We start from the raw sequence: 16,285 nt of genomic DNA, 5'->3' as shown, positions 1-16,285 counted from the left end.
CGCGGTGATCACCGGCGTTCTACTGCTCCAACAGGGTATCTGCCGGCCGCGCCTTGAGAAAGCTCAAGGTCGTCCCTCTTGCCTTGTGTCAAGAACCTCCGAACCCCAGGTCGACACGCTCAGGTGACAGGCAGGACATGAGACCAGATCTTGCAGCATGCTACGGACAGGAGCGCCTCCCGCGCTACACCAGCTATCCCACGGCGCCTCATTTCTCCAACGCGGTCGGCCCGTCCACCTACGCAGAATGGCTGCGCGCGATACCAGCAAGCGCGACGGCATCGTTGTACCTGCACGTGCCCTTCTGTCGCTCGATGTGCTGGTATTGCGGCTGCAACACCATGGTCGCCAAACGCGACGAGCCGATTGCGGTCTACGAATCGGCACTACGTTGCGAGGTCGACATGGTGGCGCGCCAGATCGGCCGGCGGCTGCAGGTCGGGCACATTCATTTCGGCGGCGGCACGCCGACCATCATGGCGCCGGAGTCCTTCGTCGATCTCGTCGGATCGCTGCGCCATTCCTTTTTCGTGTTGCCATCGGCGGAGATCGCCATCGAGATTGATCCGCGCACGCTGACGGCGGAGATGATCGCGGCGCTGGGGGTGAGCGGGGTCAATCGCGCCAGCCTGGGCGTGCAGAGTTTCGATCCGCGGGTGCAGCAGGCCATCAACCGCGTGCAGAGCTTCGAGCAGACTGCGGCGGCCACGAACGGGTTGCGTCAGGCCGGTGTTGCCGGCATCAACTTCGACCTGATCTACGGACTGCCGCATCAGAGCGTCGAGTCCTGTCTCGACACCGTCCGGCGCGCCATCGACCTGCGCCCCGACCGGCTCTCCGTGTTCGGCTACGCTCATGTGCCATCGTTCAAGACGCACCAGCGCAAGATTCAGGACTCGGCGTTGCCGGACAGTCTGGAACGCTACGATCAGGCGTGCGCGATCGCTGACGCGCTGAAGGACGCAGGCTACGTCCAGATCGGGCTCGATCATTTCGCCTTGCCCACGGACCCGATGACCATCGCGTTCCGCGAAGGCCGGCTGCATCGTAATTTCCAGGGCTACACGACCGATACCAATGATCTGCTGCTCGGCTTCGGCGCCTCGGCGATCGGACAGCTGCCGCAAGGCTATGTCCAGAACGCGCCGCAGGTCCGGGCCTATGAGCAGAAGATCGCGTCCGGCAGCCTCGCGACCGTGAAAGGCTATGGACTGACCGATGACGACCGCCTGCGGGCGGACATCATCGAGCGCATCATGTGCGACTACGGCGTGGATCTCGACGTCATCTGCACCCGCCATGGCACGGACGCCGACGACATGCTGAGATCGGCGCCGCGGCTGCAATCGCTGATCTCCGACGGTGTGGTGGAGCTCAACGGCGGTACGCTCGCGGTGAGCGAGCATTCCCGGTTCCTGGTGCGCAGCGTCGCTGCGGCGTTCGATGCGCATCTCGACGCGTCGAAGCAGCTGCACAGCCGGGCGGTCTGACTGTCGAGGTGCCGCGGTGCTTGTGCCGCGACAAAGACCGCAAAGGGCATGCCCGCTACCGTTCGCGCTGGAATGGAGGCGCGCATGCCAATCTCCTTCGATGAACTGGTCGACGATGTCATGCGGCGAAGGCCGGAGACGATCGGCGTCTTTCTTGCTTTCCAGATGCGTTGCGTCGGTTGCCCGATCGCCTGTTTTCACAACGTCGCGGATGCCTGCCACGAGCATGGCGTCGATCCCGACGCGTTCCTCGCGGCCCTGTGTGCCTGCACGTGATCAGGTGCGGGATGCGGCCGCGTCGCCGGCGCCCTGCTGCGCCAGCAGCACTATCTTGTGCGGCTCGCGCAGGACGATCTTCTGACGGCCGCTTTCGACCAGGCCGAGCTGCTCCCAGCCGGAGAGGATGCGGCTCACCGTGTGCAGCGTCGTCCCGGTCATCTGCGCAATGTCCTGCCGGCTGATCGGGAAATCGATCTGCACGCCATGATCGAGCTTGCGGCCGGCCTGGTTGGCGAGCCGAAGCAGCGCATGCGCGATGCGCTGCTCCACCTGCTGCGTCGACATTTCGATCACGCGCGCATGGCTTTCCTGCAGCCGCTGGCCGACCGTCTGCAGCGTGTTCGCCGCCAGCGATGGGAACTTCGCGACCAGCCGCGGCCATGAGGCGGACGGCCAGGCCAGCACGATGCTGTCATCGACGGCGGTCGCTGTCGCCGGATAATGTTGGAGTCCGATGGCGGGGGCGACGCCGAACGTGTCCCCTGGCACGACATAGCGCACCACGATCTGGTCGCCGGTGGGCGTCGTCTTGCTGGCGCGGACATGACCGTGGAGCAGCAGGAAGAACGAGGTCGCATCGGCGCCCTGCTCGAACACCGCGCCGTTGCGGGGGACGCGAAGGGAGCGGGCCTCCCGCAGCACGTCCGTGAGATCCTCAGCGGACAGCCCTGCAAACAGCGGCAGATGCGCGACCAGCGAACGGTCGATGGAAGCCATGATGTTCTCCGGGGCCGGATTCGGCTCAATTTTGCGGCGCTCAATAGCACGTTTTTGCGATCCGTCGGAAGTTTGTGCTGGCGCAAGCCATAGTGGGCGACGCGCAACTACATGTTAAGCACAGCGCCGAGATCGGTGCGGTTCCCGTCCTTCATCGAGCGAGCATGCACATGGCCATTCCACGCAACTATCAGGGCTGGACCGTCCTCGCCAACGGGTTCAGGCCGTTCTTCCTGCTCGGCGCGCTCCAGGCTGCGCTGGCGATCCTGATCTGGCTCCCGGCCTTTTACGGTGAGCTGAAGCTGAGCTCGGGCTTTGTCCCCCGAGACTGGCACGTGCACGAGATGCTCTACGGCTACCTGCCGGCCATCGTCACCGGCTTCCTGTTCACGGCGATCCCGAACTGGACCGGACGGCTGCCGATCCGGGGCCTGCCGCTGCTCACCCTGGTGCTCGTATGGACGGCCGGACGACTGGCCGTCACGGTGTCGGCGCTGGGTCCCTGGTGGGCCGCGCTGCTGATCGATGCGAGCTTCCTCGTGCTCGTCGTCCTGGCCGCGGCGCGCGAGATCGTCGCCGGGCGCAATTGGCGCAATCTGCCGGTGGTCGCGATCGTCACGGTGCTGTGCGCCGGCAACATCGCCTTCCACGTCGAGGCCCATCTGCGTGGCTCGGCCGATTACGCGATCCGCGTCGGCGTTGCCGTGATCGTGCTGCTGCTCGCGCTGATCGGCGGCCGCATCACGCCGAGCTTCACGCGCAACTGGCTGGTCAAGCACAATCCCGGCCGGCTGCCGGCGCCGTTCGGCCGCTTCGACATCGCGGTCGTGCTGTTCAGCGCGCTGAGCCTGCTCGGCTGGATCCTGGTTCCTGAGAGCGCGCCGACCGCGCTCGCGCTGGCTGCGGCCGGCATGTTGCATGTGGTGAGGCTCGCGCGCTGGGCCGGCGATCGCACCTTGCGCGAACGGCTGCTGGTCATCCTGCATGTCGGTTACATGTTCGTTCCGCTCGGCTTCCTGCTCACGGCGGCCGCCAGCCTCGGATGGATTCTGCCCAGCGCCGGGCTGCATGCCTGGATGGTCGGAGCCGCCGGCATCACGACGCTTTCCGTGATGACGCGGGCCACGCTCGGCCACACCGGCCAGGCGCTGACGGCCGCGCCCGCGACCCAGGCGATCTATCTGGCGATCATCATCGCAGCGGTGACGCGGATCTGCGCCGCAGTGGCGCCGGCGCACGGCGAGGTGCTGCTGCACGTCGCGGCGTTGGCCTGGATCGTCGCATTCGCCGGCTTCGTCCTGGTGTTCGGTCCGCTTCTGCTCGGTCTCAAGCGTCGGTCACTGGCCGTGCGGCGGGCGGGATCGGCTCAACCAGTGCTCTGATTGCGCGCCACGGCGCGGGGAAACACCACCTCGATCAACGTGCCGGATTTCGGCGCCGCCTTGATATGAAACTGCGCCCGGTTGGCTTCGACCAGCGCCTTGGTGAGCGACAGGCTGAGACCGGCGCCATCGGGGCCTTGCTCGGAAGCCGAGGGCGCACGGAACGGTTCGAGCGCGGCGGCCACCTCCTGATCGTTCAGGCCATGACCGGTGTCGCGCACGCGCAGCGCGACCTCGCCGAAATCGGTCAGCGCGGTCGAGACGATGACCTGGCCGCCGGGATTTGCCAGCGAGATCGAGGCCGAGATCAGGTTCATCGCGATCTGGCGCAGCGCCCTTGTGTCGGCGATGACCGGCGGCAGCAGTTGCGACAGCGAGGTGCGGATGATGATGCGGGCGCGGTTGGCCTGCGGCTGCATCACTGCGACACAGTTCTCCACCAGCTCGTTGAGGTTCTGGCTGGTGAAGGTGAGCTCGAGCTTGCCGGTCTCGATGCGCGACAGCTCCAAGAGATCGTCGATCAGGGAGACGACGCGCTCGCCCGAGGCGCGGATGTCCTTCATGTATTCGGCGTAGCGCGTGTTGCCGATCGTGCCGAAACGTTCGCCGATCATGACCTCGGCAAAGCCGATGATCGCGTTCAGCGGCGCGCGCACCTCGTGGCTGATCCGGGCCAGCATGTCGGCCTTGGCGTTGGCGGCCCGATCGGCCACGCGACGAGCCTGCAGCAACTCGCTATCGCCGCGATGGAGTTGCGACAGGTCGCGGAACACGGCAAAGAAATTCGGACCGCCGGGCCGGGTCCGGCCAATTGCCATCGACAACGGAATGACGCCGCCCTGAGCGACCTTCCCGAGCACCTCGCGGCCCTGATCGAGCCCGCTCGACGCGCCGGCCTGCTGCACGCTGTCGAGGTCATCGAGCACGAGGCGGGCGCTTTCCGGCGCGAACAGCTCAATCAGGTTACGGCGCACCAGCGCCGCGCCATCGTAGCCGAACAGCGCCTCGGCGCTGCGGTTGCAGGCGTGGATGTTGCCGCCGGCGTCGAACATCAGGATGCCCTCGGCTGTGACGTCGAGGATCGCCGCAAGATCTTCGGCTTCGGCGTGGCCGGCGGCCGGAGGCGGGGCCACGACCAGGGGGGCCGGTGCAGCCGAGGCCTGCGCCGACATCGGTGCGGCGTCGGCGGCCGTCGGAACCGCGGCTGCGGTGCCGGGCGCCGGAGCGAAGATCAGGGCATGGGCGGTATCGCCGTCCCAGGTGATCGTGAACAGGCGGGCTTCCGCCTTCACCTCCTCGCTGGAGGAGCCGTCGGCGGCCGAGATCGTGACGGGGGTGCCGGCCTCCGACTTGTTCGACGCGGACGACACGCCCGGCTCGACATAGAGCGCATCGAGCCCGCCTGCCTGCTCCAGGGCCGCAAGATCGGCGTAGCCCATCTGCCTGAAGAAGGCCGGATTGCCATAGAGCAGACGATCGAGCCGGTAGATCAGCATGCCCGTCGGCAGCAGGTCGAGCAGGATGCGGTCACGCTGACTGTCGCCCTGGGCCGGCGGCTCCTCGGGGCTGAGCCATTCGGTCTGCAGCTCCGCGCCATGATCGGTCGCCGTTTCCGTCGCCGACGGAGCCTGCTGCTGCGGCGGGACCGACGGATCGCTCACGCGCGATCCCGGCTCGAGCGCCGCACTCGCGACGCCCGCGGCTGAGTTGCGGATCTCGCCTTCGAGCCGGGCCGACAGCTGACGCGCGAGTTCATGGAACGCACTGTTCTCCACCGGCGTGAGCACCGGATGCTTGGACTCGCCCGGAGCGCGGAACGGGACCACGTTCCCGGTCGTTTCGAGCCCGATACCGTCGATGTGGTGTACGTCCGGCGCAATGGAAGCCTCACGCGATGACGCAGTGACGTTGTCCTGCTGCGGCGGCACATCTGCGGCCTGCACATGGTCGGATTGGGCAGGTTCGGTTTCGTCGGCGTCCGGAGCATCGGTCGCGGCTGCATCGGTCGATGCGGGGCGACGCAGTGCGGCCAGCCGGTCCAGGGCGTCGAGGTCGCGACAGACGCCGAAGCCGCGATAGCCGGCATGGGTTCTTTCGTCCGTCAGGACAGGCAGTCCCGACAATTCGACCGCAAGCCGCTCGCCCTCGGCGGGCCAGCTGACGACGATCCCGCTCCAGGTCTCTTTCGTTTCGATCGCGGCACCGACCCGCCCTTCGGGATCGAGGCCTAACGATGCAGTGAGCTCATGCCAGGGACGGCCGAGCTTGGCGGCGCTGTGCCGCCCGATCAGGCGGATGAATTCATCGGAGCCGATCGAGAACCGTCCCTCGGCATCCATCTGCCAGGAAAATCGGAGCGGATGGCGGCGGCCGACTGAAGGGTCGGCCGCGCCGGAATCGGCAGGATGCGCGTGATCTTCCGTTTGCGGCGCCGACGCCTTGAATAGGTCGGCCTCGGCCGGATCGTCGATCAGCAGGAACTCGGCCGGCGCTTTCGACAGCGCGGGGGATTCGTCGTCGGTTTGGCGTTCAGTCATTGCATCCATCGGAAGAGGAGGCGAAGTCACGACCGCGGGCCCAGCGGCAACGTCCACGGGGGGTGGTGATGCCGGGGCGGCATCCGCGGTTGGCTCAGGTATTGGCGCCGTGCCCGGCGCCTCGATCTCCTCGGCAGGGGCCGGCATCGGGACGGCCACCAGCCCAACCTGGTTGCCGCTGCCGATGCGGTAGAGCGCTGCGCGCTCCGTGCCGAACGCCACCTCGGCCATGCCATCGGCCAGCGCCGCCCTGCGTATCCCGACGAAATCCGGCTCGCTCAGGTCGCGCATGCCAAACAGGCGCCGTCCGGCTGAACTGATGCCGGCGAACTGACCGTCCTGGGTGAATGCGATCAGCGCATGCTCACTCGTCTCCACGAGCCGCTTCAGGCGATCCGCCAGGGGGAAGCTACGTCCACCCCCGTCGGTGCCGGTGATCAGCACCGCGCGCGTGCCATCCGGCAGATCGATCCGGGCGCAGCCGCAGGTCGCGAGCGTGCCGAGCGGCGCGCCGAAACCACGTAGACGTTCGAGCCGCACGGCGCCGGTCTCGGGCAGCCGCCGTCCCAATTGAGCGACCTGGCGACGATGCGCGTCGGCAGGGCCGAGCGCCTTAGCGATCAGCGCCGCTGCGCTCGCCGCGCCGAGGGCGCGCGCACCGGCCGCATTGGCCCACAGCACACGGCTGCCATCGGCCGACCAAAGCCAGGCCGGCAGACTGCCGGCGGCGTGGACGGCCAGCCGGGGGTCGCTGAGGGCCTGCAATTCGAGATCGGCGTAGGTCATGGGCGACGACGGCAAATGGCTCTTGTGATGTTGATCGGCCGACGGATCGGCTGTCGGAACTGGTCGCGTTAAGAATTCGTTACTATCGCGCGTTTTGAGGGCCGAGGTCCACGGCGGGGCCGCGCTCCTGTCCTGCTAAAGCTTGGATAACCTTAATGTGTTCCTCGTGGGCCGCAGCGCGCGGAATCGCGGCGAACCCCCTGTTGGGGACCACGATGATACCTGGGCAGGTCGAGAGCTGCGCGGGCAACGGGACGGTCACCGCGAGGACGAGGCGCTAAGGGCGCAGCCAATCGTGACGTCAGAAGGAGGGAACCATGACCGACGACGGGCGACGATTCGAGATTCCGAAAGACATGCGGGCGATGGCGGCGGCAGGCTTCAACCAGGCACGTCAGACGTTCGAGAAGTTCCTGGCTGGAGCGGAGGCGACGGCCGGCTCGCTCGAACACCGCAGCACGACGGTGCGGGCCGGGGCCAAGGACATCGGCGCCAAGGTCTTGTCCTACGCTGAAAAGAACGTCCAGTCGTCGCTCGACTACGCCCAATCGCTGGTGCACGCCAAGGACCTGCCCGAGGTGCTGCGGCTGCACGGCGAATTTGTTCAGGGCCAGATGCGGTCGCTCGCCGAGCAGGCAAGCGAAATGGGGCAGGCCATCGGCAAGGTTGCGATCGACGCCACAAAGCCTAAGGCCTGACCGAACGTTCTCCGCTCCCGAAAAATCTGGAAGCGGGTGCGGCAAACAGTTCCTGATAGTGGAATTTCCGTTGCGTTGCACAAAAGCGCCACGATATAGCTCTACGCGAGGTTGTTACCTCCCAGGGGCGGTTCCTCTGCGTGATCCGAAGTGACGTCCCGATTGCCGGGACGGTCCAGTCTCAATGTTTCGAAGGATGCATGCCATGACCAATGCCACCGATCCTTTCTCCGCGTCCATCATCCCGTTCGAGGTCCCTGAACAGGTGCGCGCGTTCGCCGAAAAAGGCGTGTCGCAGGCCCGCGAGAACTACGCCAAGTTCAAGGACGCAGCGGAAACCCACAATTCGGCCATCGAGGCCTTCTTCGCCAACGCCAGCAAGGGCGCCGGCGCCTACTCGTCAAAGGTCATGGAATTCACGAAGGCCAATACCACGGCTTCGCTCGACTTCGCCCAGGAGCTGTTCGGCGTGAAGTCGCCGTCGGAGGCGATGGAGCTGTGGACGGGCTTCGCGCGCAAGCAGTTCGAGACCTTCACGGCCCAGGCCAAGGAGCTCGGCGAGCTCGGCCAGAAGGTTGCGGCCGAGACGGTCGAGCCGATCAAGGAAAGCGCCACCAAGCTGTTCAAGACGGCGGCCTGAGGGCCAGCCTCAAGTCTCGCCGGGTGCGCGGTACGGCCGTGTGCCGGCATGGACGGCGGGAGATCCATGACCCGGGCGCGTTCGCGGCCGGGTTTGCTTTCTGGGGCTCACCGTTTGCACGGGGGCTCGTTCGGGCCGAAGCCGCGTCCAAAAAACGCCGTCACGGCAGGGGACTTTATCCGTTCTCGGCCTTGCCAAATTCGCCCGTTGCACCTAGTTTCCGCCCCGTTCGGACGCCCCTCGTGGGCCGTCCCATGCGGATGCAGTTGTAGCTCAGTTGGTTAGAGCGCCTGTCTGTGGAACAGGAGGTCGGTGGTTCGAGCCCACCCAACTGTACCATGGCCACGCCCATCGCTGTGCCGTTCGCAAGCTCACCTCCATCCGTGCTCCGCGCCCCATTGATCCTGCGCCGTGATTTGTAGCCCCGTCGCGACCTCTCGCGCAGGGCCGGGGCGTGGGCGCAGAGCTTTGGTCGCGGAAGCCCGAGCCCGGTCTCCGTATTTCGACGGATATATCGCCGGATCGTGCGCTCGCTTGCGGTTTTGCTGCGCCGGATCGGTAGCACGGCGTGGCGCCGTTGCTTGCGAATCCGGTCTCCTTCAATCACAGTTGGCGGCAACGAGGGGGAGGGGGCGATGAGAGGGATTGATCTCGATCCATGCATCTCTGCCGTACTGATCGCTATAGCCGCGCTGTTAGTCCCCGTAACCGCACGGGCCTATACCGCCGAGCAGGAGCAGGCGTGCACAGGCGATGCGTTCCGGCTTTGTAGTTCCGACATTCCCGATGTCGATCGTGTCACCGCCTGCATGGTCCGCCGCAAGGCCGAGCTGTCGCCGCCATGCCGCGCCCAATTCGGGCCGCCAGAGCGCCAGACAGCGTCATCGGGCCGCGCGGAGCGGCCGATGAGCATTCGTCTTGTCACCAGGAAGCCGATCACTGCGCGCGCCGGCAAATCGAAGAAGTCGACGCGACCGGACGCGACGTGAGCGATGCCGATGGCCGCATTTGGCGGCACCGGGAATGGCGGCGGTTCTCGACGCGCAGCCTCAACATGTAAATGCGATGGGGCATGACCGGATGTTGTCGAACATCGCGGCCTGATCTGCTGTTTTGCCTGCTTTGGTGTGACTCAAAAACCAATGCGTTTCGGCAATCAGGAGTTACGTCTTATCGATCGCTAAATTTATCTTCCGCGAATCAGTCCGCTGATTCATTTTCGCTGCCGGGGTCAATCTGGAGGCCAAGGTATGAACGTTATTGTTTTCGCATCGCGTAAGGGCGGTTCAGGCAAGAGCACCCTGGCCGCCCATCTCGCTGCGCAGATCAAGTCGAGCAAGTCTTGTCTGCTCATCGATGCCGACCCGCAGGGGTCGCTGACGCTTTGGCACAAGCTGCGCGGCACCAACGAGCCGCCGATCAAGACGGCCGTGAACTCGGTGAGCGCGATCGTGTCCGCCGCCCGCCGCGACGGCGTCGAATGGGTGCTGATCGATACGCCGCCGACCATCTCGGCCGTCGTCGAGGATGCGATCAAGAACGCGACCATGGTGATCATCCCGGCCCGCCCCGGCGTGTTCGACGTCAACGCGGTACAGGAGACGATCCAGACCTGCCGCGCCGCGCGCAAGCCCTACGCGGTCGTTCTCAATGGCGCGCCGGCGCGCCGCGACGATGCCGAAAGCCCGATCGTCACCATCGCCCGCGAGGCGCTGGCGAAGTTCAAGGCCCCGGTGTGGGGCGGCCAGATCACCAACCGCGCCGATCTGCTGATGGCGCTGGGCCAGGGTGAAGGCGTGCGGGAATATTATGCGGAGGGCCGGGCTGCGGCCGAGATCGCACGCCTCTGGGCTGCGATCGAGCGTTCGGTGCGGGCGATTCGCGGGACTGTGTCGGCCAACGGCGCCATGCACAAGCAGGCGGCCTGATCGCGGCATCAGATGAGGCATCGACGCGCGGTCTTCCGCGCGTTTTTTGCGTCGGGTCACACGATCTGGCGTGAGTGCCGACCTCGCGCCGCGCGAGAGGGCGCGGCGAGGTCAGGCAACCATCAGGAAATAGAAGGCGATTGCCGGCGTCAGGGTCAGGATGACGGACCAGATCCCGACCGCCCAGAGAATGTCTTCGACGCTGAACCCCTGGTGCTCAGGGTATGGATGATCCTGCAAAGCCACGACGCCCTCGCGCTCTTTGATGTTTTCAACATCCATAGCGGAACATCTTTAAACACGAGGTTGCGGACTGCGCCGCTTTTGATCGCGTTTGTTAGCTCGGATTAACCACGGAGATTCTGCTCCGGCTCCGCAGCGGTGGCGCGGCTCTGCCTGGCCGTCCCGATCGGGACGGCAAGGCAGAGCCGGCGAATAGGTTGGGGCGTGCTCAGGCAACGCGGTTCTGCGTGGTCGTCGGCTGGCGCCGCTCGATCTGCTGATCCAGCCGTGCGGCGAGGTCGTCGCCAACCTCCACCATCGGCAGCCGCACTTCGGGGCTCGCAATGACGCCGGTCCGCGCCAGCCAGTACTTGGCCGGGGCCGGGCTCGGCTCGGTGAACAGCAGCCGCGTGAGATGCTCGACCTGCGCCCAGCACGCTGCTGCCGCGTCGTGACGGCCGGCCTTTACGTGCTGCAGGATTGCGGCAAACGTCTCGGTCTCCAGATGCGCCGAGAGCAGGATGGCGCCGTCGGCACCGGCCTGCAGCGCATCGAAGCTCTGGGCGTCTTCGCCCGTCAGGATATGAAAGCCAGCGCGCCGGCGCGTGATCAGGTCGCGCGTCTGCGTGCGGTTGGCGCAGCAATCCTTGAGCCCAGCGATGGCGGGATGCTCGGCGAGCTGCAGCAACGTCTCGTTGTCGAGGCCGACCGCCGACCGATAGGGAATGTTGTAGAGCACGATCGGATGGGCGGTGCGGTCAGCCAACGCGGTGAAATGCGCCAGCAGGCCGCGCTGCGACGGACGCACGTAAGGCGGACTCGAGATCAGATAGAAGTCGATCGGCCATGACGCGGTTCGGTCGAGCGCTTCGATCACCTCGGCCGTCGCCACGCCGCCGACACCAAGACAGATCGGCAGCGACCGGCCGGTGGTGTCGAGCTCGTCCCGGACCACGCTGATCAGACGGGCGCGCTCGTCCCATGACAGCGCCAGTCCTTCGCCTGACGTGGCACCGAGCACCAGTCCATCGATCCGCTTGGCGGCGTAGTGCCGAACCAGACTGCGTAAGGATGGTTCGTCGAGCGCGCCATCGCGGAACGGCGTGATCAGGGGCAGCCAGAGGCCCTGCAATCGGGTCGTAACGTCGGTCATGGTCCATCTCCTTGGGTTGGCAGGAGCCGGAGACGGGACACGCAAAAAAAGCCCCGTCCTCGCGGCGGGGCTGGTGATGCGGCGGTGAATTCGAGAGATTCTAGCGCGCGCGTCCACATGTCCCCGGGAGGGGAGCTTTTTTCGACGACAACTTGGCGTGCGAAGACGTGGACATAAGATCTAGATGCGCGGTGCGGGCGATGCTGTCAACGCCGCATCGGGCACGACACGGAAACATTCGGCAAAAAAATAGCCGGGCCCAAATGAGCCCGGCTGGAGGTATTGGCCAAAGCGGCCGACACAATCACCTTCCAAGAGGGATTTCTGAACGCTCGCGCCACTGGAGGAGGGGGACAATGCGCAACGCCAACGCTCAGCACATCCTCAGTATGGGCTCTCGCATGGCGTCGCAGCAACCATGCAAGCCGCATGTCAGACATGCACAATCTTACGCCGGCCAGCGCTGCGCTTTGCTCACGACGAAGTCACGGAACACTTGAACGCGAGCGACCGTTTTCAATTCCTCGGGATAGACGAAGTAGGTGTCGAGCTGGATCGAATCCGACTCCCCAAACAATTGCACGAGACGGCTGTTTTCCTCGACGAGGTAGTCCGGCAGCGCGGCGATGCCGAGTCCTTGCTGGCAGGCGCGGACCAGGCCGAGAATGTTGTTGACCCTGAAATAGGCCTCGCGCGGACCGGAGCCGTTGCGGCCGGCATCGACCAGCCAGCTGCGGTTCTGGAGATGCGGCGCGACTTGGCCGTCGGCCAGCATGATGATGCGATGATCATCGAGCTCGTCGAGCGTGCGCGGCGTGCCGAAGCGCTTGACATATTCCGGTGAACAATAGGCGTGGAAGCTGATCGCGAACAGCTTGCGCTGGATCAGATCGGGCTGGGTCGGCTTGCGGGTGCGGATCGCCACGTCCGCCTCGCGCATCGACAGATCAAGCTCCTCGTCGGTGACGATCAGCGAGATCCGGATCTCCGGATAGAGCGCGGTGAATTCTCCGAGTCGCGGGATCAACCAGTTGATGCCGACGCCCGGCGTGGTCGTGATCTTCAGGTCGCCGCTCGGGCGCTCGCGGCTATCGGTCAGCTTGGCGCGCGCCGCCTGCAGCTGCATGAAGACGTCATGCGCGGTTCGGAACAGGAGGTCGCCTTGCTCCGTCAGGATCAGCCCGCGGGCGTGGCGGTGGAACAGCGAGACTGCGAGCTCCTGCTCGAGCGCGCTGACCTGGCGCGACACCGCCGATTGTGACAGCCCGAGCTGCTCCCCGGCATGCGTGAAGCTGCCTGCTTCCGCCGCTGCGTGAAACACCTTCAGCTTGTCCCAATCCATATCCGTAAATCCATCCCGTGATCGTGGCATCGTCAGTTCATTCCGCCGCGGCGCGTTCGCTCGCGGCGTGGGCGAGGAAGCGTTCGGCCTCGAGGGCGGCCATGCAGCCCATGCCGGCTGCGGTGATCGCCTGCCGATAGGTTTCATCGGCGACGTCGCCGGCCGCAAACACGCCGGGAACGGAGGTCGCGGTCGAGCCCGGCGCCACCTCGACGTAACCGGAAGGCTTCAGTTTCAGTTGCCCCGCGACCAGCTCGGTTGCCGGCGCGTGGCCGATTGCAACGAACACGCCATCGGCGGGCAGCTCGGTGAGCGCGCCGGTCTTGACGTTCTTGAGCCGGACATGCGTGACCTTGGATGGCGAGCTGGCGCCGCAGATCTCATCGAGGGCGCTGTCCCAGACGACCTTGATCTTGGGATGCTTGAACAGCCGCTCCTGCAGGATGCGCTCGGCGCGGAAATGGTCGCGCCGGTGTACGACGGTGACGGTCGATGCGAAATTGGTCAGGAACAACGCTTCCTCGACCGCGGTGTTGCCGCCGCCGACGACGACGACCTCCTTTCCGCGATAGAAGAAGCCATCACAGGTCGCACAGGCCGAGACCCCGAAGCCCTTGAACGTCTCCTCCGACGGCAGCCCGAGCCAGCGCGCCTGGGCGCCGGTCGCCAGAATGACGGTCTCGGCGAGGTAGACGTCACCGGAGTCGCAGGTCAGGCGGAACGGACGCTGTCCCAGCTCCAGCTTGGTCACGAGGTCCGTCTTGATCTGGGCGCCGACATGCGTCGCCTGCTTTTCCATCTGCTCCATCAGCCAGGGACCCTGGATGACGTCGGCAAATCCCGGATAGTTCTCCACGTCGGTGGTGATGGTGAGCTGGCCGCCTGGCTGGATGCCCTGAATCAGCACCGGCTCCAGCATAGCTCGTGCCGCGTAGATCGCCGCCGTATAGCCAGCAGGGCCGGAACCGATGATGACGACTTTGGCATGGATCGGAGCTTGCATGTGGCCGAAGACTCGCTGGAAAAGGGAGGATTACCGACGCAGCGAGCGGAATGCGCTGAAGAAACGCTCCGAAGCCCCATCGAAAATGTCAAATCCAAGTCTAAGCCATCTGGCAAGCTATGCAAGAATTGCAACGCATCTCGGCGAATTTTCCCTTCACGAGCCGGTCAACAGGGGAAATCTAAAGCAATAAAATTGCGTGGATTGACCGGCTTGCGCTAAGAGAGTTGCCCATCGTCGCCCGGCGCCCCCTGCGCCTCCTCCTGTTCCGCCAGAGCCCACAATCCCCGTGTCCAAGAATCTTGATGAGATCGATCTCAAAATCCTGAGCGAAATTCAGGCCGACGGCAGGATCACCAATGTCGAGCTCGCCAAGCGGGTCGGCATCTCGCCGCCGCCTTGCTTGCGCCGCGTGCGGACCCTGGAGGAGGAAGGCTACATCACCGGCTACCGGGGCCTGCTCGACCCGCGCAAGCTCGGCTTCGACGTGACCGTGTTCGCCTCGGTCCACCTGTCGAGCCAGGCGGACGCCGACCTGAAGGCGTTCGAAGAGTTCGTGCGGTCCGAGCCGCTGGTGCGGGAATGTTGGATGCTGTCCGGCGAGGTGGACTTCATCCTGAAATGCGTGGCGCCGGACATGGCGACGTTTCAGGAGTTCGTGACCCACCTGACGGCGGCACCTCACGTGCGCAACGTGCGAACGTCCCTGGTGCTGCACAACTCGAAATACGAGGCGGCGGTGCCGCTCGAGGTCAAGGGACGCAGCTAGGCCCACCGCCATTCCGGGGTCGCCTCGTTCGAGGCGCCCCGGAATGACTGTGAGTGAAAGCCTACGCCTTCTTACGCAGCATCGCGTCGAGGCTGATCGGACCCCCGCCGGCCGTCGCCAGATAAAGGCATGAGAAGCAGAATGCGATTGCCGCGGTGCCGTTGTTCAGGAGCGGCAGCCACACCGGCTCACCTGTCTTGAACATGTGACCGAGGAAATAGGCGAAGGCCATCTGACCCGACAGAATGAACGCGACGGGCCGCGTGAGCAGACCCACCATCAGCAATCCGCCCAGCACGAGCTCGATCAGGCCGGCCGTATAGATGAGCGGCGGAATGTTTGCGAAATACGGAAGCACTGGAAACTTGAAGATCTTCGCCACGCCGTATTGAAACAACAACAGACCCGTGACGAAGCGAAACAGGCTGAGTACAGCCGGTTGCCATTTCGAGAACATCTGCTCCATGTCGATCATCCCCCAATCAAAGCCATCATGATGCGACGGACCGGACCCATCCTCCCGGCACGGCTCGTCGGTTCTGCACTAGCTCATTCCCGAAAGCCCGTCACCGGCGTGTGGCCTGGAGCCCGATGAATTGACCGTGTGCTGCCGAACGCCATTGTGCCGCAGTGCGGCCGGCCAAACGACGAAGGGCCGCGCCTTCGCGCAGCCCTGGTTTCGTCCGAACGGTTACAGGCACCGCTCCGGTGCCTCGGGTCCTCAGCGCCACTCGACCTTGGCGATCTCGTAGGACTTGGCGCCGCCGGGCGCCATGACCTCGACGGTAGTGCCCATCTTCTTGCCGATCAGCGCGCGCGCCAGCGGCGAGGTGATCGAGATCTTGCCCTTCTTGGCGTCCGCCTCGACCTCGCCGACGATCTGCCAGACCGTCTTCTTCTCGGTGTCCTCGTCGATCAGGGTCACCGTCGCGCCGAACTTGATCGTGTCGCCGGAGAGCTTGGTCACATCAATGATGTCGGCGCGCGCGAGCTTGTCCTCGAGCTCGGCGATGCGGCCCTCGTTGTGAGACTGCTCTTCCTTGGCGGCGTGATATTCCGCGTTCTCGGACAGGTCGCCATGCGAACGCGCTTCCGCGATATGTTCGATGATGCGCGGACGGTCCACCGATTGGCGCTGCTTGAGCTCGTTCTCCAACGCGGCGTAGCCCATCGAAGTCATGGGAACCTTTTCCACCATCTCTTCTCGTCCTTCAGTCGTGCGGGCGGGGGCGCGCACGATCAGCATCTTCAGAATAGGCCTTTGCGGCTCAAAGCAAAGCCTCAAGGCCCGGCAAGACCGTCCCGTCAAAGGCCGGTACAACATCGAACGGGGCGGCGA

16 protein-coding genes and 1 tRNA gene are annotated in these 16,285 nt (G+C 65.2%); 9 read left to right on the top strand and 8 right to left on the bottom strand.

What is annotated here, in order from left to right; genetic code table 11:
- Positions 1 to 137: 137 nt before the first annotated feature.
- Complete coding sequence (gene hemN / locus QX094_RS06720; RefSeq protein ID WP_316186051.1) at positions 138 to 1,490, top strand: oxygen-independent coproporphyrinogen III oxidase; 1,353 nt, start codon at positions 138 to 140, stop codon at positions 1,488 to 1,490.
- A 72-nt stretch (positions 1,491 to 1,562) separates the two neighbouring features.
- Positions 1,563 to 1,766 carry a DUF1858 domain-containing protein gene (locus QX094_RS06715; RefSeq protein ID WP_409999240.1) on the top strand — a complete coding sequence of 68 codons (204 nt, stop codon included), beginning with the start codon at positions 1,563 to 1,565 and terminating at the stop codon, positions 1,764 to 1,766.
- On the opposite strand, the gene QX094_RS06710 is transcribed toward QX094_RS06715, so the two are convergent.
- Positions 1,767 to 2,486 carry a Crp/Fnr family transcriptional regulator gene (locus QX094_RS06710; RefSeq protein WP_316186052.1) on the bottom strand — a complete coding sequence of 240 codons (720 nt, stop codon included), beginning with the start codon at positions 2,484 to 2,486 and terminating at the stop codon, positions 1,767 to 1,769.
- 170 nt (positions 2,487 to 2,656) lie between these two features.
- On the opposite strand from QX094_RS06710, the gene QX094_RS06705 reads away from it, so the two are divergent.
- Positions 2,657 to 3,868: an NnrS family protein gene (locus QX094_RS06705; protein ID WP_316166891.1), complete on the top strand. Its 1,212-nt coding sequence runs from the start codon at positions 2,657 to 2,659 to the stop codon at positions 3,866 to 3,868.
- Here the strand turns inward: QX094_RS06705 and QX094_RS06700 are convergent.
- The gene (locus tag QX094_RS06700) at positions 3,853 to 7,191 is read right to left on the bottom strand and encodes a PAS domain S-box protein (RefSeq protein WP_316186053.1); all 3,339 of its coding nucleotides are present in this window, start codon (positions 7,189 to 7,191) and stop codon (positions 3,853 to 3,855) included. The two genes, QX094_RS06705 and QX094_RS06700, sit on opposite strands and share 16 nt — an antisense overlap.
- A gap of 317 nt (positions 7,192 to 7,508) precedes the next feature.
- Between QX094_RS06700 and QX094_RS06695 the strand changes: the two genes are divergently transcribed.
- The 5 genes from QX094_RS06695 (at position 7,509) to QX094_RS06675 (ending at position 10,457) form a co-directional block, all read left to right on the top strand.
- Positions 7,509 to 7,889, top strand: coding sequence for a phasin family protein (locus QX094_RS06695; RefSeq protein ID WP_316186054.1), 381 nt, complete (start codon positions 7,509 to 7,511; stop codon positions 7,887 to 7,889).
- A gap of 205 nt (positions 7,890 to 8,094) precedes the next feature.
- Positions 8,095 to 8,529, top strand: coding sequence for a phasin (locus QX094_RS06690; protein ID WP_316186055.1), 435 nt, complete (start codon positions 8,095 to 8,097; stop codon positions 8,527 to 8,529).
- 262 nt (positions 8,530 to 8,791) lie between these two features.
- Positions 8,792 to 8,868, top strand: a tRNA-His gene (locus tag QX094_RS06685).
- Between the two features lie 296 nt (positions 8,869 to 9,164).
- Positions 9,165 to 9,518 (top strand): hypothetical protein, encoded by a 354-nt coding sequence (locus QX094_RS06680; protein ID WP_316186056.1) that lies wholly within the window; start codon positions 9,165 to 9,167, stop codon positions 9,516 to 9,518.
- Between the two features lie 261 nt (positions 9,519 to 9,779).
- On the top strand, positions 9,780 to 10,457 hold the full coding sequence (locus QX094_RS06675) for a ParA family protein (protein WP_231327589.1): 678 nt from the start codon (positions 9,780 to 9,782) through the stop codon (positions 10,455 to 10,457).
- A gap of 111 nt (positions 10,458 to 10,568) precedes the next feature.
- Here the strand turns inward: QX094_RS06675 and QX094_RS06670 are convergent, their stop codons facing one another.
- From QX094_RS06670 to trxB, 4 genes are all read right to left on the bottom strand, one after another.
- The gene (locus QX094_RS06670) at positions 10,569 to 10,739 is read right to left on the bottom strand and encodes a hypothetical protein (RefSeq protein WP_315717524.1); all 171 of its coding nucleotides are present in this window, start codon (positions 10,737 to 10,739) and stop codon (positions 10,569 to 10,571) included.
- Between the two features lie 169 nt (positions 10,740 to 10,908).
- A complete protein-coding gene (gene dapA, locus QX094_RS06665; RefSeq protein ID WP_315810592.1) occupies positions 10,909 to 11,832 on the bottom strand; it encodes a 4-hydroxy-tetrahydrodipicolinate synthase in 924 nt (307 codons plus the stop codon).
- Positions 11,833 to 12,280: 448 nt separating this feature from the next.
- On the bottom strand, positions 12,281 to 13,204 hold the full coding sequence (locus QX094_RS06660) for a LysR family transcriptional regulator (protein ID WP_315717522.1): 924 nt from the start codon (positions 13,202 to 13,204) through the stop codon (positions 12,281 to 12,283).
- Between the two features lie 7 nt (positions 13,205 to 13,211).
- Positions 13,212 to 14,177: a thioredoxin-disulfide reductase gene (gene trxB / locus QX094_RS06655; protein ID WP_315717521.1), complete on the bottom strand. Its 966-nt coding sequence runs from the start codon at positions 14,175 to 14,177 to the stop codon at positions 13,212 to 13,214.
- A 289-nt stretch (positions 14,178 to 14,466) separates the two neighbouring features.
- Here trxB and QX094_RS06650 point away from each other — a divergent pair, with 289 nt between their 5' ends.
- Positions 14,467 to 14,946, top strand: coding sequence for an Lrp/AsnC family transcriptional regulator (locus tag QX094_RS06650; RefSeq protein ID WP_015664493.1), 480 nt, complete (start codon positions 14,467 to 14,469; stop codon positions 14,944 to 14,946).
- Positions 14,947 to 15,007: 61 nt separating this feature from the next.
- Here the strand turns inward: QX094_RS06650 and QX094_RS06645 are convergent, their stop codons facing one another.
- Positions 15,008 to 15,412, bottom strand: a complete 405-nt coding sequence (locus tag QX094_RS06645; RefSeq protein ID WP_315717520.1) for a DoxX family protein — start codon at positions 15,410 to 15,412, stop codon at positions 15,008 to 15,010.
- 255 nt (positions 15,413 to 15,667) lie between these two features.
- On the bottom strand, positions 15,668 to 16,144 hold the full coding sequence (gene greA / locus QX094_RS06640) for a transcription elongation factor GreA (protein ID WP_315717519.1): 477 nt from the start codon (positions 16,142 to 16,144) through the stop codon (positions 15,668 to 15,670).
- Positions 16,145 to 16,285 lie beyond the last annotated feature (141 nt).

The sequence above is a fragment of the Bradyrhizobium sp. SZCCHNS1050 genome (genome assembly GCF_032484785.1).
GTDB lineage: Bacteria > Pseudomonadota > Alphaproteobacteria > Rhizobiales > Xanthobacteraceae > Bradyrhizobium.
This window is presented reverse-complemented; position numbering and strand designations above follow the sequence as displayed.